We start from the raw sequence: 24,434 nt of genomic DNA, 5'->3' as shown, positions 1-24,434 counted from the left end.
CGCGCTCGCGAGCGCCGCGCAGCAGCCGGGCGCGGCGTCCGATCCGGCGCAGGTGCGCCAGTTCGATGCGCTGATGCAGCCCGGCGCGTCGCCGGCCGCACCGCCGTCGTCGTCGGGCGTCGCGATGTCGCGCGCCCCGGCGGATGCGGCGCCGGCCGTGCAGATGACACCCGCGCAGGCGAACCAGTCGTCGCTCGTCGAGCGGTTGCGCACCTACGGCAACGATCTCGATACGCGGTACGCGAGCATCGACAAGCATCGCAGCGAGATGCTGACGTCGATGGCGGACAGCCGCAGCGACCCGCTGATGACGATGGTGAAGGCGATGGATTTCCAGTGGACGGCGACCACCACGATTTCGGAATACCAGTTGAGCCTGTCGGTCGCGCAGGCGGCGAACGGCTTCACGCACACCGTGCTGAAGACGCAGGAGTGAAAGCGCGCGTGGGCCGGATCCGGCCTCACGTGCACTGAAGCGGACAAACGATGACGACGATCGATTCGACGCCACGCGTGCATGCGTGGCGCAGCCGGGCGGCGCGCGCGCTGCTCGCGGGGCTGCTCGTGCTGCTGGCCGGCTGCCAGAAGGAGCTGTACTCGGGCCTGTCGGAGCGCGATGCGAACCAGATGGTCGCCGTGCTCGGCGACGCGGGCATCAGCGCGTCGAAGGACAACGACGCGCGCGACACGTCGGACCGCAACGCGTGGCTCGTGAGCGTCGCGGACGGCGACATGCAGTCCGCGCTCACGGTGCTGCAGGCGAACGGGCTGCCGAAGCCCAGCTATGCGAGCCTCGGCGAGCTGTTCCAGAAGCAGGGCCTCGTATCGACGCCGGCCGAGGAGCGCGTGCGCTACCTGTACGGCGTGTCGCAGGATCTGTCGCGCACGCTGCAGGACATCGAGGGCGTGGTCGTCGCGCGCGTGCAGGTCGTGATTCCGGAGAACGATCCGCTCGCGGACAAGATCAAGCCGTCGTCGGCGGCCGTGTACATCCGTTACCGGCCCGGGGTCGATCTGCGCGCGATGGCGCCGATGGTCAAGGATCTCGTCGCGCACAGCATCGAAGGGCTGCAGTACGACAACGTGTCGCTGTTCCTGCAGCCGGCCGCGGCGCGTGCGGCGCGCGTGGACGGTATCGGCAGCGCGGTGTCGGACATCCTGCGGCTGCGTTCGCCGCTCGGCTGGCTCGTGTTCGCGCTGATCCTGCTGACCGGTGCGGTGATCGCACTGTCGGCCGCACGGCGCGGGATGTTCGGCGCGCGGCTCGCGGGCCTGCTCGGCGCGACGCGCGGGGCGAACGGCGCCGGCGGTGCGTCGGCGCAGCAGACCGGCGGCGGGTTGCGTACGCCGGATGGCGCGCGCGACGGCGCATGAGCGATCCGCATGCGCTGCCGCCGGGTGACGGGCCGGTCTCACCCGATCCGGCGCCGCTGCCGTGGCTGCAGCCGCTCGCGCCGCCACCCGCCGCGCGCCGCGCCGCGTTTCATGCGCTCGTCTGCGACTTCAACCTGCGGCCCGACCGCTATCTGCACGTGACACGCGTGCCGGCGGACTGGCCCGCGCGCTACCGCTCGCCGGACGCGTTCGGCGCGGCCGGCCGCAAGCTGCTGGCGCGGCACCTGCTCGATGCGAACGGCGTGGCCGCCCGGCACGACTTCGACGTGGCGAACCCGTGCGCGCGGCTCGCGCTGCTGCCGGGCGCGGCGCTCGAGCAACTGGCTGCGTACGCGGGGCTGCTGTTGCATCGCAACTGGTTGCGCGACGCGCTGTCCGGGCGGCGCATCCGCGCGGAAGTCGCGGCGCGGCTCGGCGGCGATGCGCTCGAACTCGCGCTCGAACGCGCACCGGAATTCGGCGCGCTCGCCGAAACGCTCGAACCGTGGCGTGCCGACCCCGCCGCATTGCCGACCGTGATCCGCGCACGCGGCGGCCGCCTGCTCGCGGATTTCATCGGTGTGTCCGGTGACGCGGTCGCGCAGCGCGTGCGCCTGAAGTTCAACCGCGCGATCGACGACGAAGCGCCGTACTGGCTGAACCGCGCGCAGCGCGACCAGTTCGGTGAGCTGATGTTCCTGTTTCTGATTCCCGAGAGGCTTGCGTCATGGGACTGGCTTTTCTGATCACGAGCGACAACCTGCAGCTGCTGTCGGAGCGCAAGGTGCTCAAGGAGCGCGAATACGCGGCGCTGCTCGATGCGTCCGCGGTGATCGCGACCGCGCACGAAGAGGCCGCGCGCATCGTCGCCGACGCGCAGCGCGAATTCGACAAGCGCCAGGCGGCCGGCTACGACGAGGGGATGCGCCGCGCGCAGCGCGAGCAGGCCGCGCAGGCCTATACGCAGGCGCTCGCCGCCACGCGCACGATGGAGACGATGAAGGACGCGATGGCCGATATCGTCGTGAAGGCCGTGCGCGCGATCGTCGGCGAGATGAGCACGCAGAAGCTGTACGAGGCCGCGCTCGCGCGGATCGCGCCGCTCGTGCGCGACGAGGCGTTTCTGATCGTGCGCATCGCGCCCGGTCGCACGGACGAGATGCGCGACGCGCTCGACGGCGCGTTCGCAGGGCAGTCGAACCGCCAGAAGATCCGCATCGTCGAGGATGCGCAGCTCGAGCGCCACGCGTGCACGGTCGAAACACCGTCCGGGCGTATCGACGCGAGCCTCGACCTGCAGATCGACGCGTTGCGCCAGGCGATCCGCCGCGACGCGCTGAAGGGCGCCGCGCGATGAACGCGCCGCTCGACGATCCGCAACCGTTCGGCGACGACGACGGCGCGCCGTTCGATCGCGGCCGCCTCGTCGGCGAACTCGACGCGGGGCTCGCGTTCTTCTCGCCGGTGTCGGTGCAGGGCCGCGTCAACCACGCGGTCGGGCAGATATTGAACGCGACGGGCATCCGCGCGCGGCTCGGCGAGATCTGCGAGCTGCGCACGCCGAACCAGCCGACGCTGCTCGCCGAGGTGGTCGGCTTCTCGCGGCAGACGACGTTGCTCACGCCGCTCGGCGACGTGGCCGGCCTGTCGCCGGAGACGACCGTCGTGCCCTCCGGGCGCGAGCATGTGTTTCCGGTCGGCGAAGGGCTGTTCGGCCGTGTGCTCGACGGGCTCGGCCGGCCGCTCGACGATCGCGGGCCCGTGACGGGCGCTGCGTGGGTGTCGACGCAGCAGGATCCGCCGAACCCGCTCGCGCGCAAGATGATCGACACGCCGTTTCCGACCGGCGTGCGCGTGATCGACGGCCTGATGACGCTCGGCATCGGGCAGCGCGTCGGCATCTTCGCGCCGTCCGGCGTCGGCAAGAGCACGCTGCTCGGGATGATCGCGCGCGGCGCGCAGGCCGACGTGAACGTGATCGCCCTGGTGGGCGAACGCGGCCGCGAGGTGCGCGAATTCATCGAGCACAGCCTGTCGCCTGAGGTGCGTGCGCGTTCGATCGTCGTCGTGTCGACCTCCGATCGTCCCGCGATGGAGCGCGTGAAATCCGCGCTGGTCGCGACAGCGATCGCCGAGCACTTCCGTGATGCGGGCAAGCGCGTGCTGCTGCTGGTCGATTCGCTGACGCGTTTCGCCCGCGCCCAGCGCGAGGTCGGCCTCGCGAGCGGCGAGCCGCCGACGCGGCGCAGCTTTCCGCCGTCGACGTTCGCGGTGCTGCCGCGCCTGCTCGAACGCGCGGGGCAGGGCGCGCACGGGTCGATCACCGCGCTCTACACGGTGCTCGTCGAAGGCGACGAGGAGTCGGACCCGATCGCCGAGGAAGTGCGTTCGATCCTCGATGGCCACATCGTGCTGTCGCGCAAGATCGCGCTCGCGAACCGCTATCCGGCGATCGACGTGCTCGCGAGCCTGTCGCGCGTGATGCCGCTCGTCGCGAACCGCGCGCACCAGCATGCGGCCGCACGCGTGCGCGAGCTGATCGCGAAATACCAGGAGATCGAGCTGCTGGTGCAGATCGGCGAGTATCGCGAAGGCAGCGACCGGCTCGGCGACCTCGCGCTGCGCGCCCGCGACGCGATCGGTGCGTTCTGCGCGCAGGCGTCGGACGAGGACGTGCGCTTCGACGTGCTGCTCGCGAAGCTGACGAAGCTGGCGAACGATCATGTCTGAAGCCGACGACCGCCTCGTGCTCGCGACGCTCGCGCGCCTGAAGCGCGTGCGCGAGATGCGCAGCCAGATCGCGCGCGTCGCGGCCGCGCGCCAGCAGGGCATCGCCGCGCAGAGCCGCCGCGCGCTCGCGGCCGCGCAGGCGCAGCTCGCGCAGCAGGTCGCGGCGAAGGCTGCGATCCAGACGCGGCTCGCCGACGACGTGCGCGAAGCGCGCGCGCTGCAGAACGCGGCGGCCGACACGCGTACGTTCGACCGGCATATCGGCACCGCGAATGCGTCGGTGAGCGAGGCCGCGCACGTGCATCGCGGCCACGAGGCGACGCTCGCCGACCTGCAGCGCGCCGCGCGCAAGGCGAAGGCCGCCGAGGACAAGCTGGAGAAGGCCGGCGAGAAGGCGCTGCACGCGCGCGCTGCGCGAGTCGAACGCGACGCCGACGAAGTCGCGGACGGCTACGCGGTGCGGCGTTTCTCGACGGCCGGTGCATGGGCGGCCGGGGCCGGCGACGCGGCCGCCCATGCCGGCGCGCAGCCTGAAGCGGCCGCCGCGTTCGATGCGGCGATGACCGTCGCGGAAACGGGCGCCGACATCGCCGCCGCAACCGGTGCATCCGCCCCGGCCGACGATGCCGCGCCGCCTGCCGCCGCGGAGCGCCGATGCTAGACCAGGCCGCGGGTTTCAACGATGTCGCCGGCATGCTGCGGCCGCTGCTCTACGTGATGCCGCGCCTGTTGCCGATCATGTTCGTCGTGCCGGTGTTCAACGAGCAGATCATCACGGGCCTCGTGCGCAACGGCATTGCGGTCGTGATCGCCGCGTTCGTCGCGCCGACGATCGACGCCGCGCAGGTGGCCGCGCTGCCGTTCCTGATGTGGTGCCTGCTCGTCGCGAAGGAGGCGATGGTCGGCATGCTGCTCGCGGGCGCGTTCAGCGCGGTGCTGTTCGCGATCCAGGGCGTCGGCTACCTGATCGACTTCCAGACCGGCAGCGGCAGCGCCGCGTTCTTCGATCCGATGGGCGGCCACGAAGGCGGCCCGACGTCGGGCTTCCTCAATTTCGTCGCGATCGCGCTGTTCGTCACGGCGGGCGGATTGCAGGTGCTGGTGCAGCTGTTCGCGCAGTCGTACGCATGGTGGCCGATCGGCTCGCTCGGCCCCGATTTCGCGTCGATGCTGCAGACTTTCATCGTGCGGCAGACCGACACGATCTTCGAATGGATGGTGAAGCTCGCGGCGCCCGTCACGATCGTGCTGGTGCTCGTCGAGCTCGGCGTCGGCCTGGTCGGGCGCGCGGTGCCGCAGCTCAACATCTTCGTGTTCTCGCAGCCGCTGAAGAGCGCGCTCGCGCTGCTGATGATGATGCTGTTCCTGCCGGTGGTGTATGCGTCGCTGCATTCGCTGCTGAGCCCCGACAGCGGGCTGATGGCGCTGCTGCGCGCGCTGTTCGCCGCGCACGGCGGCGGCTGAGCGCGGCGGAGCCGGCATGGCGGAAAAGGACCAGAAGCCGACCGCGAAGCGCCTGCGCGACGCGCGCGAGAAAGGCGATGTGCCGAAGAGCGCGGAAACGGTTTCGTCGGCGTTCTTCGTCGGCGTGTGCGTCGCGCTCGCGGTGGGCATCGGGTCGCTGTTCGCGCGGCTGCAGGCGCTGTTCCGGCTCGTGTTCGACGCGGTCGGCGCGGCCGATCCGTCCGCGCGGCTCGCGGTGCTGATCGACGGCGCCGCGCGCGACTGGGCGACGCTGTCCGCGCAGATCGTCGCGGCTGGGCTGCTCGCGGGCCTGCTCGCGGGCTTCGTGCAGGTGGGCGGCGTGATGGCGTGGAGCCGCCTCGTGCCGCAACTGTCGCGGCTCAATCTCGCCGAGGGGATGAAGAACCTGTGGTCGCTGCGCAACCTCGTCAATCTCGCGAAGATGCTGCTGAAGACGGCGCTGCTCGTCGCGACGCTCGGCTGGCTGATCGTCGAGTCGCTCGACCCGTCCGTGCAGTCGGGTTTCACGCGGCCCGTCTCGATTCTCGCGCTGATCGTGAAGCTGCTGATGCTGCTGTTCGGCTGGGCCGCGCTGATCTATATCGTGATGGCGCTGATCGACATCGTGCACCAGCGGCACGAGTTCAACCAGAAGATGAAGATGTCGGTCGACGAGGTGCGGCGCGAGCACAAGGAGGACGAGGGCGATCCGCACATCGAGGCGAAGCGCCGGCAGCTCGCGCGCGAAGCGCAGTTCGCGTCGCTGCCCGACCGGATCGGCTATGCGTCGGTGGTCGTCTATTCGCCGCGCGTCGCGGTCGCGCTCTATTACGGCGGCATGGGCTCGCTGCCGTGGGTGCTCGCGCGCGGCGAGGGCGACGCGGCCGAGCGGATCGTGCGGCTTGCCCGCGACGCGCTGCGCCCGACGCTCGCGAACGTCGGGCTCGCGCAGGCGCTGTACGAGTCGACGCCCGAGAACGGCACGATCCAGCCGCAGCATTTCCGTGAGGTTGCGCAGTTGCTGAAATGGGCGACCGGCGCGGGTTGACGCGTACCACTGCGGCCGTGGCAGGCCCGTCGCCATGTTGCCTTTTTTATTCCGCTGGGCCTGGCTGCTCGCCGTTCCAATTCGATATGGCCCCTTTGGCCGGTCATGCGTGCAAGGCGCTTGACGTCATTTTTTTTCCGCACTGCATCGACGTTCACCAGTGAATTATTGCTGATTTATTTCTTCGTAATATGGCTCGACCGTCACGCCGGACGGCGGACCGCGAGGTTGCGCCATGCGTGACGGAACAGGTCAACAGGGGCAGACAAATCAAATGTGCGGAATCGACGGCTTCTTGAATAGCGGCGCCTTCGATGAGGAGACTGCGCGCGGCACGCTCGCGCGAATGACGGCGAGCCTCGCGCATCGCGGGCCGGATGGGCAGGGGATCTGGGTCGACCCGGAAGCCGGCATCGCGCTCGGCCACCGGCGGCTGGCGATCGTCGACCTGTCGGTGCACGGCCGGCAGCCGATGGCATCTGCGTGCGGCCGCTACGTCATGGTCTTCAATGGCGAAATCTACAACCATCGCGAACTGCGCGCGGAACTCGAGCGTGCGGGGCGTGCACCGGCGTGGCGCGGCCACTCCGACAGCGAGGTGCTGATCGCGGCGATCGTCGCGTGGGGTGTCGAGGCAACGTTGCGCCGGGCGACCGGCATGTTCGCGTTCGCGCTGTGGAATCGCGCGTCGCGGGTGCTGACGCTCGCGCGCGACCGGATTGGCGAGAAGCCGCTTTACTACGGGCGGATCGGCGACGCGCTCGTGTTCGCGTCCGAACTGAAGGCGTTGCGCGGCTATCCGGGCTTCGACGGCACGATCGACCGCGACGCGCTGTGCCTGTACCTGCGCCAGTCGAGCGTGCCTGCGCCGTATACGATCTACCGCGGCATCCACAAGCTGCCGCCCGGCACGTACATGCAGTTCGAGCATGCGCGCGATACGCCGCGCGCGCGGGCGTACTGGACGCTCGAACAGGCGATCGAGGATGGCCGTGCGCAGCCGTTCGAGGGCAGCGCCGATGAGGCCGTCGGCCAGCTCGACGCGGTGCTGCGCCAGGCCGTCGCGCGACAGATGGAAGCGGACGTGCCGCTCGGCGCGTTCCTGTCGGGCGGCGTCGATTCGTCGGCGATCGTCGCGCTGATGCAGGCGCAATCGTCGACGCCGGTCGACACGTTTACGATCGGCTTCCATGAAGCCGGCTACGACGAGGCCGGTTACGCGAAGGCCGTCGCGCGCCACCTCGGCACGCGCCATACCGAGCTTTACGTCACGGCCGACCATGCGCTCGACGTCGTGCCGAAGCTGCCGTCGATCTACGACGAGCCGTTTTCCGATGCGTCGCAGATCCCGACCTTCCTCGTATCGGAAATGACGCGCCGGCACGTGAAGGTGAGCCTGTCGGGCGATGGCGGCGACGAACTGTTCGGCGGCTATACGCGCTACTTCCTGACGCCGCGCCTGTGGCGCAAGCTGCATCGCGTGCCGGCCGCCGTGCGCGCGCGGATCGCCGCCGCGCTGCATGCGTTGCGGCCCGATCACGCGGACCAGCTCGCGGCCGTCGCGCAGGGCGCGTGGGGCAGCGTGGAGGCGCGCGAATCGGCCACGCGCATCGGCGATCGCCTGCACAAGCTCGGCCACGTGATGACGGCGGAGAGCCGCATCGGGCTGTACCGGCTGCTGATGTCGGCGGTGCATCATCCCGAGCGCATCGCGCTGTCGGGGCAGGAGCCGCCGACGCCGCTCGACACGGTGTCCGCGTGGCCCGCGCACCTGAGCTTCGCCGAGCAGGCGATGGCGATCGACACGCTCACGTACCTGCCGACCGACATCCTCGCGAAAGTCGATCGCGCGGCGATGGCCGTGAGCCTCGAAACGCGCATGCCGTTCCTCGACCATCACGTCGTCGAATTCGCGTGGCGCGTGCCGGCGGCGGTGCGCTTGCCGGAAGGGCAGTCGAAGGCGCTGCTGCGCCGGCTGCTCGACCGGTACGTGCCGTCCGCGCTGATCGACCGGCCGAAGCAGGGCTTCTGCGCGCCCGTCGACCACTGGTTGCGCGGCGCGCTGCGCGACTGGGCCGAGGCGTTGCTGCGGCCGTCGCGGTTGCGCGAGGAAGGCTTCTTCGATGCGACGGCGGTCGAGCGGCTGTGGCGGCAGCACCAGACGGGCCGAATGAACTGGCAGCACCAGTTGTGGACGGTGCTGATGTTCCAGGCGTGGCTGGAACATCAGCGGGCGACGTGACGGCCGCGTCGCGCCGTCCGTCCAGGCCGCGCGGTGCGCCGGTCGTCATCCGACGACCAGCGGCGTGCCGATCTTCAGATTGCCGGGATCGCGCGCGGCGGACGGATTGAGCTGCAGGATCTCGTTCAGTGCGAGCTTGTCTTGCTCGTTGCGCGTCATCGCCTGCTGATCGGCACGCGACACGTTCGCGGCGTCGAGCAGCGACTGGCGATGCTGGTCCGCGATCACCCACAGCGAATCGCCGTCGACGACGATGTAGGGCTGCGGGGTGTTCGACGGTGACGGCGGGTTCGACGGCGTGCCTGGCGACGGTTGCGGCTGCGACGGCGTGGCGCTCGCCGACGGCGACGGCGGGGTGCTTGGCGACGCACTCGGTGATGCACTCGACGATGCGCCCGGCGCGACGTTCGACTGCGACGATCCGCCGCCGAACATCCAGTTGAAAACGCCCCCGATCACGGGCGCGATGCCGATGACGAACTTGTAGCCGAATGCGGCGACCGGAATCATGACCACCGCGGTCGGGATCTTCTTGACGAAAGGCGTCGCGTTCGGGAAGTGCGTATTGAGCCGGCCGGCGAGCAGCAGCGAGGTCATGGTGCCGGTCGCGATTGCGAGATCGTAGTTGCCCTGCCGCCATTGGGACACGGAGGAGAGTCCGCCGAGCGCGACCGACGTGAAGTCGCCCGTTGAATCGAGCAGGCGCACGACGCGACTGCGTTTGTCAGCGTTCACGCGTCGCGACACCATCAGGAGCGACGTACCGGCGTAGGCGGTGCCGATCACGCCGCTCGCGATGGCCGTCCAGCCCAGCGTGACGTCGAAGCCCGTGAGCGGGTGCGTCGGATAGAAGTTCTTGAGGATCCCGGTCGCGACCGACGCAACCGACGCGACGGCCATGCCCGCGCGCGCCGTGACGCCCAGCCCGCTGCGCGGATTGCCCGCATGAAGTTGCTGCAGCGACGTGCCGCCGACGAACCCCTGCATTTGCGTGAGCACGTCCTCGGCGAGCGCGGTGATGTTCGTCTTCGCGTCGTCGAAGCTCATCGTCCCCTGCTGGTATTGCTCGACGTATTGCGCTGCCTTTGCCTGCGCATGGCGTACCGCGGAGTCCAGCTGAGCGAGCCGATGCGCGCCGTAGTCATGCGTCGTGGAGTTGAATTGGCGCGCCAGCGTTGCGCCGAGGCTCGTGATGGCTGCCACCGCGGCCCTCGGGTCGCCCGACTGCAGGCTGCGGATGGCGCCCTGGTGCATGACCTGGAACACGCGTCCGAGGCGCGACGCCAGCAGAAGCGTCGACGACGCATTGCCCAGCCCGGTCGTGTCGAGCTGATGGAACCCAAAGCCGATCCCGGTCGAGAGGCCGAGGACGGCTCCGCTCGCAATCCATGCATTCCGGATGTCCGATCGGGTTTTCGACAGTCGGTGCACGCGCAGCGCGTTGAGCCGTGCGCTGGCCTCGTCCATCGTGGCGCTCGGCATATCGGGCTGCGCGATGGCCTTGCGTGCGGCGCCGATCGGCAGGGTCGCGTCATACTGCAGCGCTTTCTGGCCGGTGACGTTCTTCCAGTACTCGCGGCTGTCGGCCGCCGATACCGATGCAAGCGACGGTCGCTCGGGAACGCTGTCGCGATGGCTGTCGAGCCAGTCTTTGCCGGCCGCGTGGGCCCGCTTGGCGAGCCGGTTGTGGGGCGCGTTGTCGTTCCATCGCGTCTGCGACGTCTCGTTCGTCGCCCGGCGTGCCAGATTCAGCAGCGTCGACGTGTTGCCTTCGTACAGCGCGTCGCGCAATTCCGCGATCTCGGCGTCGGACATCTGGTGCGCCTTTTTCGCGATGCGCTCGATTTCCGAGAACAGGAATCGCTGCTGGTTCGCGAAATCCTGCGCGCCGACCGGTTCGAACACGCGCGTCAGCGCATCGCCGCCGTGCAGTCTCGCGAATTTTTCAGGCGCGTTTTTCCCGTAGTCGGCGATCTTCGCCGCCAGGGCGCGCGTCAGATCGGCATTCGCGATGAAGTCGTCGCCGTGCGTGCCCCACGACAGGCCGACATGCACCCAGTCGAGCTGCTTGCGGCTCAGGATCGCGTCGAGCAACGCGACGTGGCCTTCGCCCGGCACCGGCTCGAGCACGGCGTCCGAACCGTGGAAAGTCAGCAGCACGAGCGGCGCGGGTTTGCCGCCGTTCTGCGCCGCCCATACTTCGAGCGCCTCGCCGATGCGCCGGATTTCCGCGTAGCCGTTGTTCGTGCCGGCCATCGCATGGCCGTCTTCCAGGGACACGCGGGGCCGGGACGGTGCAGCTTCGATGCGCAGCAGGAAGCCGTATTCGGAGGCCGCCGTGAGCCACTTGTGCAAGTGGGCGAGATCGTCGAGTTCGAGCGTGTGCCGCGTGCCGTCGGCGTCCGTGCGCGTGAGCGTCGCCGTATCGTCGTCGTAGCGGGCGCCGGACGGATCGCCGAAGCGTTTGGCGCGCTGGATGAACCCGGGATCCTGCAGGGCGCCCATCGCGGCGGCGAGCGAATACGGATCGACCTGCAGCGCGACGGCCGGCAGCGCGCCGCCATACCGCTTGACGTAGCGCTGCATCTGGTCGGGATCGTCGCGCAGCGAGAACGAGCGCGACATCGGGACAAAGCGGTCGGCGAGATCGGTCAGACTGGCCAGTTTCACGTATCGCCTGATCAGCTTTCTGTCCGCGCTGCGCGCCGCGCCGATCCACTGCGCGCCCCGCATGACCAGATTGCGCTGGGCGGGGGCCCGGGTGAACGCGCCGTGCGGGTGCAGGCTCGATGCTTCACGCCACATGTGCAGCGTTCCGAAGATCTTCTTCGCCAGCACGGCATCGGCGAGGATGGCCTTCGGCGGGTCGGTGAACGTGAGGCCGTTGCCTTCTTTACGCCCGACGTCGCGCTTGCCCCATTCGGTGAGGCGCTCGAGTGTCGACGCGAAATCGGCGATCTTCGCGTTGCCGTAGCGCGTGACCGATTCGACGATCGAGCCCGATACGTACGCGGGCTGGAACGGCTTGAGCGTGATCGGTTTCGGGGGCGGCGCGGCAGGCGCGGCGGGTGGCTTGGCCGCTGCTGCCGCGGCCGGCTGCGTTCGCTGGCCGCCGCGCGCGGCGTGCTTGCCTTTGCGACCTTTTCGGCCGGCCTTGCCGCCTTTGCCCGCTTGCGTGCCGTTGCCGCTTTGGCGCGCAGCGGGTGGCGGCGGCGCCGTCACCGCTGCCGGCTGCGCGGCGTGCAGAGCGGCCGCCTTGATCGCGGCGGCGCGCGGCTCGAACACGTCGGGGGCGAGCCGGGAAAGCAGGAAATGCTGATTGCCGCCATACGGCCCGCGGCCGATCGTCGACCGCTCCAGCGGCAGGCCGGGGTTGTCCGGATCGCGGAACTGGCCGACGTCGTCGTACCAGCGCACCGTGCCGTTCTCCACCGCGATGAGGCCGGTCAGCGACCCGGTCAGCACGTCGGTGACGGTGCCTTCGTGGTCGTACACGTACACGTAGTGCCCGTCGGGAATCTTGCCCATCTCGAGCGCGCGTTTCAGCTCGTCCGCGTGGTGCGCGTTGAAGTCGAGCGCGCCGTCCGCCGTCGTCGGGAGGATGTCGGGCACGCCCGCGCCGGCCGCCGCGCGGTTCTGGCGCCGCAGCGACGGATGCGTGTTCCCGAGCACGCGCTGCACGTACGTGTCCGGCTTCGACAGCGGCGTCTTCGGCTTGCTGATCGGGCGACGCATCTTGGCCGGCGCGAAGCCGCCGTAGCTTTCGACGACGTCGTGCGGGACCTTCGCGACGACGAACCGCACGCCGCGGCGCCCGCCGGGCAACGGGCGGAAGCGACGCCGGAACGCAACCGCGAGGTCGCGCGATTCGATCGTGGCATCGCCGAGCGACGTCTTTTCGACGTAGGTCCATTTCCCGGCGCCATCGCGCGTCGCGTAGCCGAGGACCGTGCCGGTCTTGCGTTCGACCGCATAGACCGTCGTCCCCGCGCCGGGATCGTGTCGCGCCGCCGGTTTCGGCCGCAGGAAGCGCGGCGCGCTGTCGAGCGCGTTCACGTTTGCGACGACCTCCGCGTCGACGCCCGTGTCCGACGGCTCGACATCCCACGCGCGGGGTTCGCCGAAATACGCGTCGATGCGCGCGGCGCCGCCGAACTTGCGCAACTCGGCGAGCGCGACGGGCGACACATAGTAGTCGTAATCCCCGCGGTTCGCGGCGCCTTTGTCCTTCAATGCAAGATATGCGTCCTGCAACAGGTTCTGATCGATATCGTCGGATACCTCTTTCTTGTCGACGAACTTGCCCTGTGCGTTGGTCCGGAAGCTTGCGATGAATTCGGGCTGCGGGTGGATCGCGTCGCGCCGGTCGGCGGGGCGGTCGGTGCGCAGCGCGATCAGCACATGCGCGTCGGTGCCGAACGCTGCCTTCATCGCGTCGATGCTGTCGAGCTGGTCGCCGTCGACGCGCAGCAGGTCGCGCTTGCCGTGCGATGCGAGCAGATCGAGCGCGCGCTGTTCGAGCCTGGCGGCCTTGCGGGCGGCGAGCCCGCGCGCCGGCCGATGCGCCGGGGAGGCCGGCGCGGCCATTTCGCGCGGTACGCCGCCGGCCTGCATGCGCGCGATCTGGCTCGCGTAGTAGTCGCGATAGGTCGGGTAGCCGGGCACCGACGGTTCGGCGTCGCCGAACGCATCCGCGAGCCGGCGCAGGCCGGCTTCGTCGCCGGGCATCACGCGTTCTGCTTCGCGCGCGATCCCGTCGGGCAGGAGGACATCTTTCGAGATGTCGATGCCCAGGTCGTCGATGAGCTCGCGGCGCACCGCGAACGCGTTCGCCTGCGCACGCGCTTCGGCCATCAGCGCGCGGTCGACCAGCGTGTCGACGGGCGCGCCGTCGAGCAGCAGGCGTCCGGCGATCGCGTCGACCGCATGCTGCGCTTCGTGCGCGAGCGCGTACACGAGCGTACCGGTGTGACGCATCCGGCCGTCGAGCACGATGCGCTGTTTGTCCGTGTCGATCCGGCTGCCGCGCCCGGGCCGGCCGACCACAACTTTCCAGCCGGCGGCCTGCGCCTGTGCCAGCTGCCCGCTCAGCAGCGTCGAGCGGTCGACCAGCGCGAGCGCTTCCTTCGACAGCGGCGCGCCGCCGAACCGCATCCGGATCTGCGTGATGACGGACGGCTTCTGAACGAACGCGTCGGGCGGCAGCGTGTCGGCGATGACCGGGCGCGCGATGGCGATGTCGCCCTGTTCGAGGCCGTGCGTGAGCAGCTGTTCGAGTTCGGTGAGCTTCTCGAGCGTGCGGAGGTAGTCGATCGGGTCGCGCGTGACCGGGCCGGGATCGCTCAGCAGGAAGTCGCCCGTGCGCGTGAAGATGCCCTGCAGGTCGAACGCCAGGCCTTCGCGTTCGACGACCGCGCGAATCTTCCGGATGTGTTCCAGTGCGGCCCGCGTGACGACGCGCGGCAGCGTGCCGGTCGCGACCATCGTGTGCGTATGCAGGACGCCGAGCGGGCGGTAGAGCACGCCGACACGGCCGAGCACCGAGAACGGGCCGCTCATCGTGACCGTCTGCAATCCGTACGAACGCAGATCGTCGAGCGCGAGCCGTTCGTCGACAGCCGCGCGCACGTGACCGGATTCCGGGTTGACGTGGCGATCGTAGATGCCGAGCGCGGCGTCGTCGCCGAGCGCGAATACGGTCTTTTCGCCGCCGGCGCCGAGCAGTTCGCCGGCTTCGTGTGCGACGTCGACACGCGCGTTGCGGTCGCCGTGCGCATAGACGCCCAGCGGGTCGGCGTTCAGCGGGCCGAGATCGTGCGGCGTGGCGGGCGCGGGATCGAGACGGTGAAATGTGCCGGTATCGAGAAGCGCGCCGTGCGCGCCGACCGCTTCCGCGGGCGCGGCATACACGGGCCGCTGCCACAGGTTCGCGAGCCGCGCCGCATGCGCGGCGCCGTCGTGCTGCGCGGCGAGCACGATCGCATAGCCTTCCTGCACCACGAACGGCGGTGCCATCTCGAGCAGGTATTCGTGCGCGCTCACCGGCTTGCCGTCGACGAGCAAGGTGCCGTCCGCGCGCGTGTCGGCGTGCAGCACGACCACGCGGCGCCCGGGGTCGATCGTGAAATGACGCGTGCGCGCGGCGGCAAGCTCGGCGGCATCGGGGCGCTCGCCCGCGCGGTACGGCGACGCGATCTCGGCATGTGCGCGACTCCAGGCGATGCGCGCATCGAAGCGGGCGACGCCGCGCGGCGCGGCACCGGTTTCGTCCATCCGCGGCGCGGGCATCCGGCGCGGCATGCCGCCGCGCCCCTTCTGGCGCGACCAGGCGTCGTTGTAGAACTCGCGATAGGTCGGGCCGTCCGCGCCCGACGTATGCACGCCGCCCAGCGTGCTCGCCAGCCGGTCGACCGTGCCGGCGTAGTCGTGCGACCGTCCACGCCAGTTCGCGCCTTCGCGCGCGATTGCGTCCGGGTGAACGAGGTGCGCGGCAATGTCGGTACCGCTTGTCAGCTTGATTTCGTAGCGGGCCTCGAACGCGCTGATCTGCGCGCGCGCCTCGGCCTCGAGCGCCTTGCGCGTGAAGCCGCCGCGCGGCCCGTAGTCGTGGTCCAGCACGCCGGCCAGCGCTTCGACGGCCTTGCGCGATTCGCGCGCGAGCACGTACGTGATGCTGCCGGCATCGCGGAGGCCGCCGTCGATCGTCACGCGGCGCTTGCGCGTATCGACGTGGCTGCCGCGGCCGCGTTTGCCGATCGTCACGCGCCAGCCGGCGTCCTGAAGCATGCGCAATTGCGTCGCGAGCGTGCCCGACTGCATGGCGAGCGCTTGTACGGCTTCCGGCAGCGGTGCGCCGCCCAGACGCATCTGCATCCGCGTGATCCAGCCGGGATGCGGGGTGGCGTAATCGGGCGTCGCGGTGCCGGGCGTTTCCGCGGGCGCCGCGCGCTCCGGATCGTCGGTCGGCACGGGCGGGCGTTCGTCATCGGCATGCGTGCGGGAGGTCTTGCCGCCGGCGGCTTCGGCGGGTGTCTTGTCGCCCGGAGAGGTGGCGGCCGTAGCGCGCGCCGCTGCGGGTTCGGCCGCTGCTTCGGCAATGGCGGGGTGGTCCGGTTTGACCACCACGAGCACGCGGCTCGGCGCGCTGAAGAGGCCGTCGTGCGCGGTGACGGGTTCGGGCGTCGCGACCGCGCGCGGCATCGCCGGCTCGTTCGGGCCGCGCTTGCCGGCGAGCACGATCACCGTTTCGTCGGGTGCAGCGGGGTGCGTCGATGCCGGCGATGCTGCGTCGGCCACGGCGGTTGCGGAAGGGCGGCCTGCCATCGCCGCCGTTTCCGGCTCCGGATCGAAGCGCAGCACCCGCGCGCCGGCGCGCAACTGCCCGTCGGCGCCGAATGCGTCGGGCGCTGCCGCATAGACGGGTTTCTGCCAGCGGTTCGCCAGCTCGGGCGCGAGTGCCGCGTCGTGCTCTCCGGCGACGACGATCACGGGCTCGTCGAGATTCTGCGGACGCGGCGCACGCGCGCCCGGATCGTGTGGCGCACCGTTACGCACGAGATAGACCGTGCGCTCGCCGACCTGCATCGGCTCGACGCTCGGCCCGCGCGGCACCGAGATGCCGGCCGGGTCGGACGTCGCCGGCCGCGTGGCGGGCGCCTCGTCCGTCAGGTCGACCACCCGCACATTGACGCGCGGCGGCGTGCCGTCCGGCTTCGCGCGCGTGCCGGCGCCGGCTGGTTCGTCGCTATCGGCGGCGCGCGCAGCGGCGCTGCGGGCGGCCGTCGTGCGGTCCGCGTCGAGGTCGTCGTGCTGCCGGCCGGCCTGCGCGCGCGCCTCGCTCGTGCGCTGCGTACCGCGGGCATCGCGTGCCGCATTCGCGCTTTCGCCTTCGGCGGCGGCCTGCTGGACACGGCGCGCCTCCCTCGCTGCGGCGTCACGCAACTGGTGGTGCAGGTCCTTGCCCTGGTCGATGACCTCGTCCAGCCTGTCGAGCCGCGACTTCGCGACGATGTTCGACGTCGTGCCGATGGCGCCGTCCGGGCCGAACGTCATGCGCTCGCCGGTGTCCGTCACGCCGTCGACCCGCGTGCCGTGGGTCCAGGCCTTCGGTGAAGCCGACACGACGGACAGCGTGCCGTCCTGGCCGAGTACCACCGATTTGCCGGGCGGCATCTGCCTGGCCGACGTCTTGTCGAGCACGCGGATCGGCTGGTCTTCGTAGGTCAGCACCTTGTCGCCGACCATCAGTACGCCGTTGGGCGCGACCTTCACGGCCTCGCCGTCGAGCGTCGCACGCGTGCGCCCGGCCGACAGCGATGCCGCGCCGTCCTTGTTCAGGATTTGCCCGATCGTCTGATCATCGACCTTGACGACTTTGCCATCCGTCGTGTGCGCGGCAATCGGCCGTCCGGTGCGGGTCCGGATGCCGGTGACCGCGCGTTGCTTCGCGACGCCCGCGCCCATCAGCGCGGTATTGATGACGCCGGACTCGAACGCTTCGCCGGCCGCCTTCGTATTGCCTTGCAACAGGTCGACCCCGGATTCGACGAACGCCTCGCCGGCGCCGGCGACACCGGTCACGAACGCCGTACGTTCCGCACCCTTGGCGATGACGGACGCGACCTTCGTCGTGACCGCGCGCTCGAACAGCTTCGTGCCGGCGAGTTTCGCAGCGCCGCCGGCAGCCATCGGCACGAGGTTGATGTAGTCGGCGCGGGCGCCGGCGTCGAGCGGACTGATGCTCTGGTCGTGGTCGATGCGGTTCGCGAGATCGAGGCCCGCCTTCGTCATCGCGGAACCGATCGCCGTGTAGGTCATCCCTGCGCCGATGAGGTTCAGCGGCACGCCTATCGTCGCGCCGATCACCGTGCTGTCGAGCGCCGTGCCGATCACCTCGAGCGCCATCCCGCCGAGCAGCATCCCGATGTTGACGTCCGTGCCCGTGAGAAAATTCAGGACGTTGTCGAAGTCGCTGTTGTTGTGCGCGGCTTTCGACACGACCTGCTGCGAACCGTCTTCGTTGTGGCCGGTCAGGATGTCGACGGTGCCGTCCGCCGACAGCTGGTTGCTGTCGAGATAGTCGTTGATGCTGTCGTAGTTGCCGGCCGATTCGTCGATGTAGTGCGTTTTGCCGTCCTTGTCCGTTACCTTGAACAGCGCGCTCGTCGTCGTCCCGGTTTCCTTTGCGGCATACACCATCGGCAGCACGCTGACCTGCGTGTCCTTGCCGCCGCCGACCGACAGCAGCTTGTCGCGCACGGTGTTGATCGCGGACAGCTTGTCCTTGTCGACGAAGCGCGCAGTCGAATCGTCGGCGGCCGATACGGATTGCGACGATTCATCGGCCGGCACGTCCGGCTGCTGCCCGAGCGCGACGCCGATCAGGTTGCGCTGCTGGTTGTCGCTGAGCGAGCCGAACGCGATCGTGGCGCCGTTCCGCGTGCTCAGGCTTGCCGCGTCGAGCATCGAGTTCGACATCTCGGTGCGGTGCGCTTCGTAGAAGTCGTGCATCGCCTTCTTGTAGTCGTCCGCCGCGCCGGACTTTTCGTCGACATAGCGCAGCCGCTCGTCGAGGCCCGCGTCGAACTGATCGAGCAGCACCTGCTGGCGCGACGTGTCGCGCAGCAGCTTCAGTTGCGGAACGGCGTTCTCCACCTTCGTGACGGCGGCCTGCGCGTCGTTCAGATCGGATTGGTACAGGTTCGGGCGATACGAGGGCGCCGGCATCACGTCGCCGTCCGGCAACGTGCGCAGCCGCACCGGCGCCGGGTTGGCGGCGGCCCATTCGTCGTACTGCTTCTGTTTGGCGGCGAGCGCGCTCTTTGCCTGATCGACGCCATCCTGCGCGTTCTTCAGTGCGACGTCGGCCGCACGCGAATTGACGTCGTCCGCCAGCCGGTTGCCGGCCGTCCGCAGCGCACCGGCGACCACCTGCAGGCGCGTGGCGTCGAGCTGCGTGGGGCCGCTCGGCGCAGCCGGCAGCGGCATCGGCGACCGCGACGGGTCGGTCAGCGGCAGGATCGTCGGCGCCGGCGTGGCATTCGTGCCGGTCGGCGCAGGGGCGGGGAAGGCCGTGGGCAGCAACGGGCTCGTGCGCGGCGCGGCGCCGGCGGCCGTCGGCAGCGACGATGAGGGGGCCGGCTGTGCGGCGGCCGGCGTCAACTGCGGCGGTTGCTGGAAAAACGGCTTCAGCAACGGCTGCTGCGCCTTCACCTGCGCGCTGATCTTCGACGCCTGATCGTCGTACTGTTGCGCGAGCGTCGCACCGTACGCGGCGACGAAGCCGTCGTGCGCGATGCTTGCCTGCTGCTTCGCCTGGTAGAGCTTCGCGTACGCATCGCCGAGATCGAGATCGACCTTCGCGTCGAAGGGCGGTGAGTGCGGCGGCCGCGGGTTGTCCTTGTGCCACGTGTCGGCCGCCTGCTGAGCGGCCGTGCAGTTGTCCTGCGCGGTGTCGACCTGCTGCTGCGCGGCCAGCATCTGCAGATAGCCGCCGCTCGTGCTTGCCGCCGTCTGCGCGCGCTTGAGCGCAGCGCTGGCGTCCGGCACCGAATTCGGCGCGACGATCACCGTCCCCTGCCTGCCGGCGACCACGTCGAATTTCTGCTGCGCTTGCGCGAGCGCGATGGCATCGTTGGCCGCGGCGAGCGCCGCGTTCGTGGTGTTCGCCGATTTCGCCGCGGCCGTGACGGCCTTTTGCGCGGCGTCCGGCGATTCGGGTGCTTCCGGCAGGTTCACCTGGAGTAGCTGCTCCGCCAGCGCGGTGTTCAGCCGGCTAATGCCTGAGTCGAGTGCCGCCTTGTAGTCGGGATTGACGAGGTAGGACTGGAGTTGCGTACGGGCGAGGTACGCGTTCGACAGATCCGAAAAGTATTTCGCGGTACCGGCGGCCGCGTGCGCGTCGGCGCTTCTCCATTCGTCGTAGCGCTTCGATTGCTCCGGGGTCTTGCAGTCACCCGGTTTCGGCACCCACTTCGGGTCGTTCGCGTGGTCGGGAAACGTGGCCTGCAGCGCCTTGAGCTTGTCGTTGGCCGCGTTCTGCGCGTCGCCCGGGTTCGTCACGTTGCCGTCGTCGTCGATCTGGATGCCTGACGGCTTGTCCGCGTCGGCCTGTTCGCGGTACAGGATCGTGTAGCCGGCGTCGGTCGTCACGTTCAGGTCGCGCTGCGCGGTGTCGGCCGCCGTACGCGCTTTCGCATAGTCGGCCTGCGCGGCCTTGCGGGCATCGGGCGTCGATTCGGGATCGCGGTTGACCACGTGCAGCACGTTCTGCGCGCCCTGCAGCGCTGTCGATGCGTCGTCGTATTTCGTCTGCGCGTCCTGGATTGCCTGCTGCACTGCTTGCGTCGTCTCGTTCTCGACGGTGATGTCGGGCGGCGGCGCCGTGTATTGCGCGGCCATGCGTTGCATCAGCGACGTAGCGGCGGCGATCTCCGCGTTGGTCGGCTTCGACGGATCGGTGGACAGCGATGCGTTGACGGGAATCGGCGGGGCGGTGACGGGCTTGGCCGGGCCGGCCGCCGGATCGTCCTGCTTCGGCGGCGGCGGCGGCGGGGGTGCGACGACGGGATTCAGCGTTTCCGACAGGAAGCGCTGCCAGTTGACGCCCAGTCCCAATCCGTCGATCGACAGCATGCCTTGTCTCCGTTGAGCCGCGCGATGCGCGGGACATCCGGCGCACGGTTCGTCGCGCCGCCAGCTTTCAAGTGTAAGGAGACACGTCGCGGCTGAAATGCCGCTGTTTCGTAGCGGGCCGGCGCGGCCGCGATGCGCGCGCGGCGCCTGCTACGAGGTGTGAGCGGTTGCGGCGGGGCGTTCGATCCGCACACGGCGGCCCGCCCCGCGCGCCGTCACTGATCGAGACACTTCACGCACAGCCGCTTCGCCTGGCCCGCCGGCAGCCCGCGGCACATCATCACCACCGGGCGCGCATGGCACGACGGCGCATCGGCGGACGCGGCCGGAGACGGCAAGCGGCGCGCACGTTCGGGCGGTGTCGTGGCGGCCGCGGCCATGCGCCGCTGGCGCTCGGGCGGCGGCGTGTCGCTCACGACGGGAATCGGTTCGATGCCGCCTTCGCGCGCGTTGCGCTGCGCGCTCGCGACGACGCGGCTCACGTAGCCGCTCGAGAAGCCGGTCGTGAAGTTGCCGCTGTAATAGCACGACAGCGCCGCGCGCAACGCGGCCTGGGTGGCGCGGCCGGTGCCCGACGAGCGTGCGAAGCATTCGGTCAGGATCGCGCCGCCGGCCTGCAGGTTGCGGCACGGCTCGAACATCGTCGCTTCGTCGAGTCCGTATTTCGCGAAATTGCGTTCGTTCACCTGGGCGAGGCCGACGCTGTAGCTGAAGCCGCGCGACGAGAGTGCGCGCGCGGTTGCGCGCGCCTCGTCGAGCGATGCGGGCTGGCGCGTCAGGTGTCCGCCGACCACGCCGATCGCATACGGGTTGAAGCCCGATTCGGTGCGGACGAGCGCGCCGAGCGTGGCGGGATCGACGTTCGGCGCACACGCGCGCGCGAGTTGCGCGAAACCGGCACTGCTGCCGGCCGCGTGCGCGCTGCGCGGCTGCATGCACGCAAGCATGAGCAGGGCCGCGGCGCACAGGCACGCGGCCACGGTTCGCAGGCCGTGCGCGTTCATCCCGCGCCCGCCACGCGGTACGACATCACGAGCCCGTGCACGAGCAGCGACCAGCCGTCGAGCGCGACGAACAGCAGCAGCTTGAACGGCACCGAGATCGTCGTCGGCGAGATCATCTGCATCCCGAGCGCGAGCAGGATGTTGGCGACCAGCAGGTCGACGACGATGAACACGATGTAGATCACGAAGCCGATCTGGAACGCCTTCGTCAGCTCGGCAAGCGTGAAGCTCGGCACCAGCACGAGCAGATCGTCGTCCTTGATGCCGTCCGCGCGGTTCTTCGGCCATACCGACGTCGCGGTGCGCACGAAGAATTCGCGGTCGCGCTGCCGCGTGTGCGACACGAGGAAATCCTTGATCGGCGGCAGCGCGGCATCGGCGAGTGCGCCGACATCCGCAGTCGACAATTGCCCGGACGCATCGAAGTGGCGCGCCTGCAGCGCGTCGCGGATCGACATTCCGACCGGCGCCATGATGAACAGCGACAGGATCAGCGCGATGCCGTTCAGCACGAGGTTCGGCGGCACCTGCTGGATCCCGAGCGCGGAGCGCAGCAGGCCGAGCACGACCACGAGCTTCGTGTAGCTCGTCACCATCAGCGCCGCGAACGGCGCGATGCCGAGCGCGGCAATCACCGCGATCAGCGCGACCGGATTCGGCAGGTTACCCATCGTTCAGCGCTCGCGCGGCGCGGGCTGCGTCAGCGTGACGACCCGCACGCCGAGCTTCTGGCCGACCGCGATCAGGTGGCCGGTGCCGATCAGCATCCCGTTGGCAACGAGGTGGATCACGCTCTGGTTGATCCCTTGCTGCAACTCGATCACGGCGCCCGGCTGCAGTGCGCCCAGTTCGCCGAGCGGCATCGACGTGGGCGGCAATTCGAAGCGCAGGTCGACCGCGAGGCCGTCGAGCGTGCGCGGCGCATCGGCGGACGGCGCGTCGTGCGCCGTCGCGGGCGCGGAGTCGGTGCGGGTCGGTTCCAAAGGCATCTCCCTGATTCGTTCGACGGTCAGCCGGTTGCCCGACGGCCGTCCGGTGATCTCCCACGCCGGCGCGGCCGGCAGCCGCGCGACGCACAGCAGGTTCTGCTCGTGCGCTTGCCAGCGCTCGATCGCGATGATGTCGCCGCCGACGACGTCGGCCAGTTCGGCCGTCGTCAGCTCGGTGCGGCCGATCTCGAACACCAGCGGCACGGGCAGGGTCGCGTAGGCCGCGCGCGCGTCGGCCAGCGCGGCCGGTGCGGCCGCGAAGAACACGGACAGCGCATCCGGCGCGTCGAACAGCAGCGCGCCATGACAGCGCCACGCGGCGTCGGCGCGCCGCAGCTCGAAACGCAGCGCGGCCGGCGACGCGTGCCACGCGGGCAGGTTGTCGGGCGGCGGCAGCAGTTCCACGCGCTGCCGCGTCGCGGCCTGCAATACGGCTGCGAGCGGCGCGCACAGGTCGGCGAGCAGTGCCGCGCGGATCACGGCCGGCACGGCCGGGTCGGCTGCGTCGCCGAGCCATTCCGTTTCCGCGAGCGGGTCGATCCACAGCGTGCCGGCGGCCGGGCCGACGACGAAGCGGTACGCGTGCGCATCGGCGGCCGGCTCGGCGGCGATGCGCCAGCGCACCTCGTACGCATGCTCGCCGAGCGTGACCGGGACGGCGCCGGTCGCGCCGTACGCGTGCGACAGCCCGCGCGCGGCAGCGGCGGACAGGCGCGGCAAGTAGGGCGACGCGTCGAGCGCGACCGCGGCCGGCGGCGCGGCGGGCGGCGCAGAAGCGGCGGGCATGGCCCGGCTCGCGGCGTCGCCGGCGTCGGCATTCGTCAGGAACAGCGCAGGCACGGCGGGATCGGGGCGGATTCGGCGTTGGTTCGACGGGTTGTTCTGGGGCCGGTGGCGCGGAGGGGCGCGCGGCTGCTGCGTCGATTGTAGGGACGGCAATGGCCGCGTGCCGCGCCGGAATCCGTAGTCGCATGCATCGCGCGGCGGTGGCGCGAGCGGGGTGCTACGAAGCGCGACGAAGGGGGACGACGCAGGGAAACGGCGACGGTCGCGCCAAAGCAACCGCCGCCCGGAGGCGGCGGTCGGGTCGCGACTGGCTGGCGGGCCAGGCGGCATGCAGGCCGTGTCCGGTCGGCAGGCCGCGCAGCGCGGTGGGGGGCGCGTTGCCGGCGTGCCGCGAACGGGCGGCGCGCGGTGAAGCGTTACGCGTAGTCGGCGGCCATCGCGGGTTGCGGCGTCGCGCGCAGGATCGGCGCCGCGTCGTGGCGCTCGACGTGCGTCATCGCCGCACCGAACAGCACCAGGCGATAGCCGACCGCGTAGATCGGGATGATGCGCAGGTTCTTGTCGTGTTCGAGCTGCAGCTTCGAACGGATCCGCGAGATATGGGTGTCGAGCGTGCGCGACGACACGCCGAGCTCGCGGCCCCATACGGCTTCCTGGATTGCCTGCCGCGGCACGATCTTGTTCATGTTGTCGAGCAGGAATTCGACGACGTCGAATTCGCGCGGCGTAACGTCAACGACCTTGTTGTCGATTTCGATCGTGCGGCGCACGAAGTTGATTTTTATGTTGTCGATGTACAGGTATTTGCAATCCATGGTGGCCCTCGCATGTCCATAAAGGAGTGTTTGCGGGTTCTATGCTGCAACTTCCGGGCCAGGAAGAGAGTTGTCGGGCGGCGATGGCTGGCGGGTGCGGCGCGGAGGGCGTGGCGGCCTTGAATTTAAAAGAATTTTTAACGGCGAGCGTCGGATGGACAGAGAGGGGGTCGGAGCAATATTGAAGGATTGTTACGTAGCATCGGAGTGCCGACGTTACGGGCGTTACGTCTGACGTAACGTGTGTGGAAGACGGGTCACGCGCGCTCGGTCCGGGTCAACGGTGGGGCGAGAGAAACGCTACCTGGAACCCTGCAGGGAAGCATGACGACCGTCGCCGCCTTCGAA

14 protein-coding genes are annotated in these 24,434 nt (G+C 69.9%); 9 read left to right on the top strand and 5 right to left on the bottom strand.

Annotated features, from left to right (window positions below; all coding sequences use genetic code 11):
• The 9 genes from BLA15945_RS02450 to asnB form a co-directional block, all read left to right on the top strand.
• Nucleotides 1–436, top strand: a 436-nt coding sequence (locus BLA15945_RS02450; protein WP_174991385.1) for a hypothetical protein, incomplete at its 5' end; no start/stop codon positions are given.
• Between the two features lie 50 nt (nt 437–486).
• A complete protein-coding gene (gene sctJ, locus BLA15945_RS02445) occupies nt 487–1,374 on the top strand; it encodes a type III secretion system inner membrane ring lipoprotein SctJ (protein WP_174991384.1) in 888 nt (295 codons plus the stop codon).
• On the top strand, nt 1,371–2,120 hold the full coding sequence (locus BLA15945_RS02440) for a SctK family type III secretion system sorting platform protein (protein WP_059239744.1): 750 nt from the start codon (nt 1,371–1,373) through the stop codon (nt 2,118–2,120). Before sctJ ends, BLA15945_RS02440 begins: the two co-directional genes overlap by 4 nt.
• Nucleotides 2,102–2,731, top strand: a complete 630-nt coding sequence (gene sctL, locus BLA15945_RS02435; protein ID WP_027781117.1) for a type III secretion system stator protein SctL — start codon at nt 2,102–2,104, stop codon at nt 2,729–2,731. Before BLA15945_RS02440 ends, sctL begins: the two co-directional genes overlap by 19 nt.
• The gene (sctN, locus tag BLA15945_RS02430; RefSeq protein WP_174991383.1) at nt 2,728–4,104 is read left to right on the top strand and encodes a type III secretion system ATPase SctN; all 1,377 of its coding nucleotides are present in this window, start codon (nt 2,728–2,730) and stop codon (nt 4,102–4,104) included. Before sctL ends, sctN begins: the two co-directional genes overlap by 4 nt.
• Nucleotides 4,097–4,765 carry a hypothetical protein gene (locus tag BLA15945_RS02425; protein ID WP_059239749.1) on the top strand — a complete coding sequence of 223 codons (669 nt, stop codon included), beginning with the start codon at nt 4,097–4,099 and terminating at the stop codon, nt 4,763–4,765. The genes sctN and BLA15945_RS02425 overlap by 8 nt, the downstream gene beginning before the upstream one ends.
• Complete coding sequence (sctT, locus tag BLA15945_RS02420) at nt 4,759–5,568, top strand: type III secretion system export apparatus subunit SctT (protein ID WP_059239750.1); 810 nt, start codon at nt 4,759–4,761, stop codon at nt 5,566–5,568. The genes BLA15945_RS02425 and sctT overlap by 7 nt, the downstream gene beginning before the upstream one ends.
• Nucleotides 5,569–5,584: 16 nt before the next feature.
• Nucleotides 5,585–6,616 (top strand): EscU/YscU/HrcU family type III secretion system export apparatus switch protein, encoded by a 1,032-nt coding sequence (locus BLA15945_RS02415; protein WP_174991382.1) that lies wholly within the window; start codon nt 5,585–5,587, stop codon nt 6,614–6,616.
• Nucleotides 6,617–6,890: 274 nt separating this feature from the next.
• Nucleotides 6,891–8,858 carry an asparagine synthase (glutamine-hydrolyzing) gene (gene asnB, locus BLA15945_RS02410; RefSeq protein ID WP_174991381.1) on the top strand — a complete coding sequence of 656 codons (1,968 nt, stop codon included), beginning with the start codon at nt 6,891–6,893 and terminating at the stop codon, nt 8,856–8,858.
• Between the two features lie 45 nt (nt 8,859–8,903).
• Here the strand turns inward: asnB and BLA15945_RS02405 are convergent, their stop codons facing one another.
• The 5 genes from BLA15945_RS02405 to BLA15945_RS02385 all read right to left on the bottom strand — a co-directional run bounded on the left by BLA15945_RS02405 (nt 8,904) and on the right by BLA15945_RS02385 (nt 24,086).
• On the bottom strand, nt 8,904–20,492 hold the full coding sequence (locus tag BLA15945_RS02405; protein WP_174991380.1) for an LWXIA domain-containing protein: 11,589 nt from the start codon (nt 20,490–20,492) through the stop codon (nt 8,904–8,906).
• Between the two features lie 215 nt (nt 20,493–20,707).
• Nucleotides 20,708–21,496, bottom strand: coding sequence for a lytic transglycosylase domain-containing protein (locus BLA15945_RS02400; RefSeq protein WP_059239759.1), 789 nt, complete (start codon nt 21,494–21,496; stop codon nt 20,708–20,710).
• Entirely contained in the window at nt 21,493–22,167 is a 675-nt protein-coding gene (gene sctR, locus BLA15945_RS02395; RefSeq protein WP_039360892.1) for a type III secretion system export apparatus subunit SctR, read from the bottom strand. Before sctR ends, BLA15945_RS02400 begins: the two co-directional genes overlap by 4 nt.
• A 3-nt stretch (nt 22,168–22,170) precedes the next feature.
• Nucleotides 22,171–23,325, bottom strand: a complete 1,155-nt coding sequence (gene sctQ / locus BLA15945_RS02390) for a type III secretion system cytoplasmic ring protein SctQ (RefSeq protein ID WP_059239762.1) — start codon at nt 23,323–23,325, stop codon at nt 22,171–22,173.
• Between the two features lie 362 nt (nt 23,326–23,687).
• Nucleotides 23,688–24,086 (bottom strand): winged helix-turn-helix domain-containing protein, encoded by a 399-nt coding sequence (locus BLA15945_RS02385; protein ID WP_059239764.1) that lies wholly within the window; start codon nt 24,084–24,086, stop codon nt 23,688–23,690.
• Nucleotides 24,087–24,434: the final 348 nt, after the last annotated feature.

This window comes from Burkholderia arboris, assembly GCF_902499125.1.
Taxonomy (GTDB): Bacteria; Pseudomonadota; Gammaproteobacteria; order Burkholderiales; family Burkholderiaceae; genus Burkholderia; species Burkholderia arboris.
The sequence above is the reverse complement of the archived record's forward strand: the minus strand, read 5'-3'. Positions and strand labels throughout refer to the sequence as shown.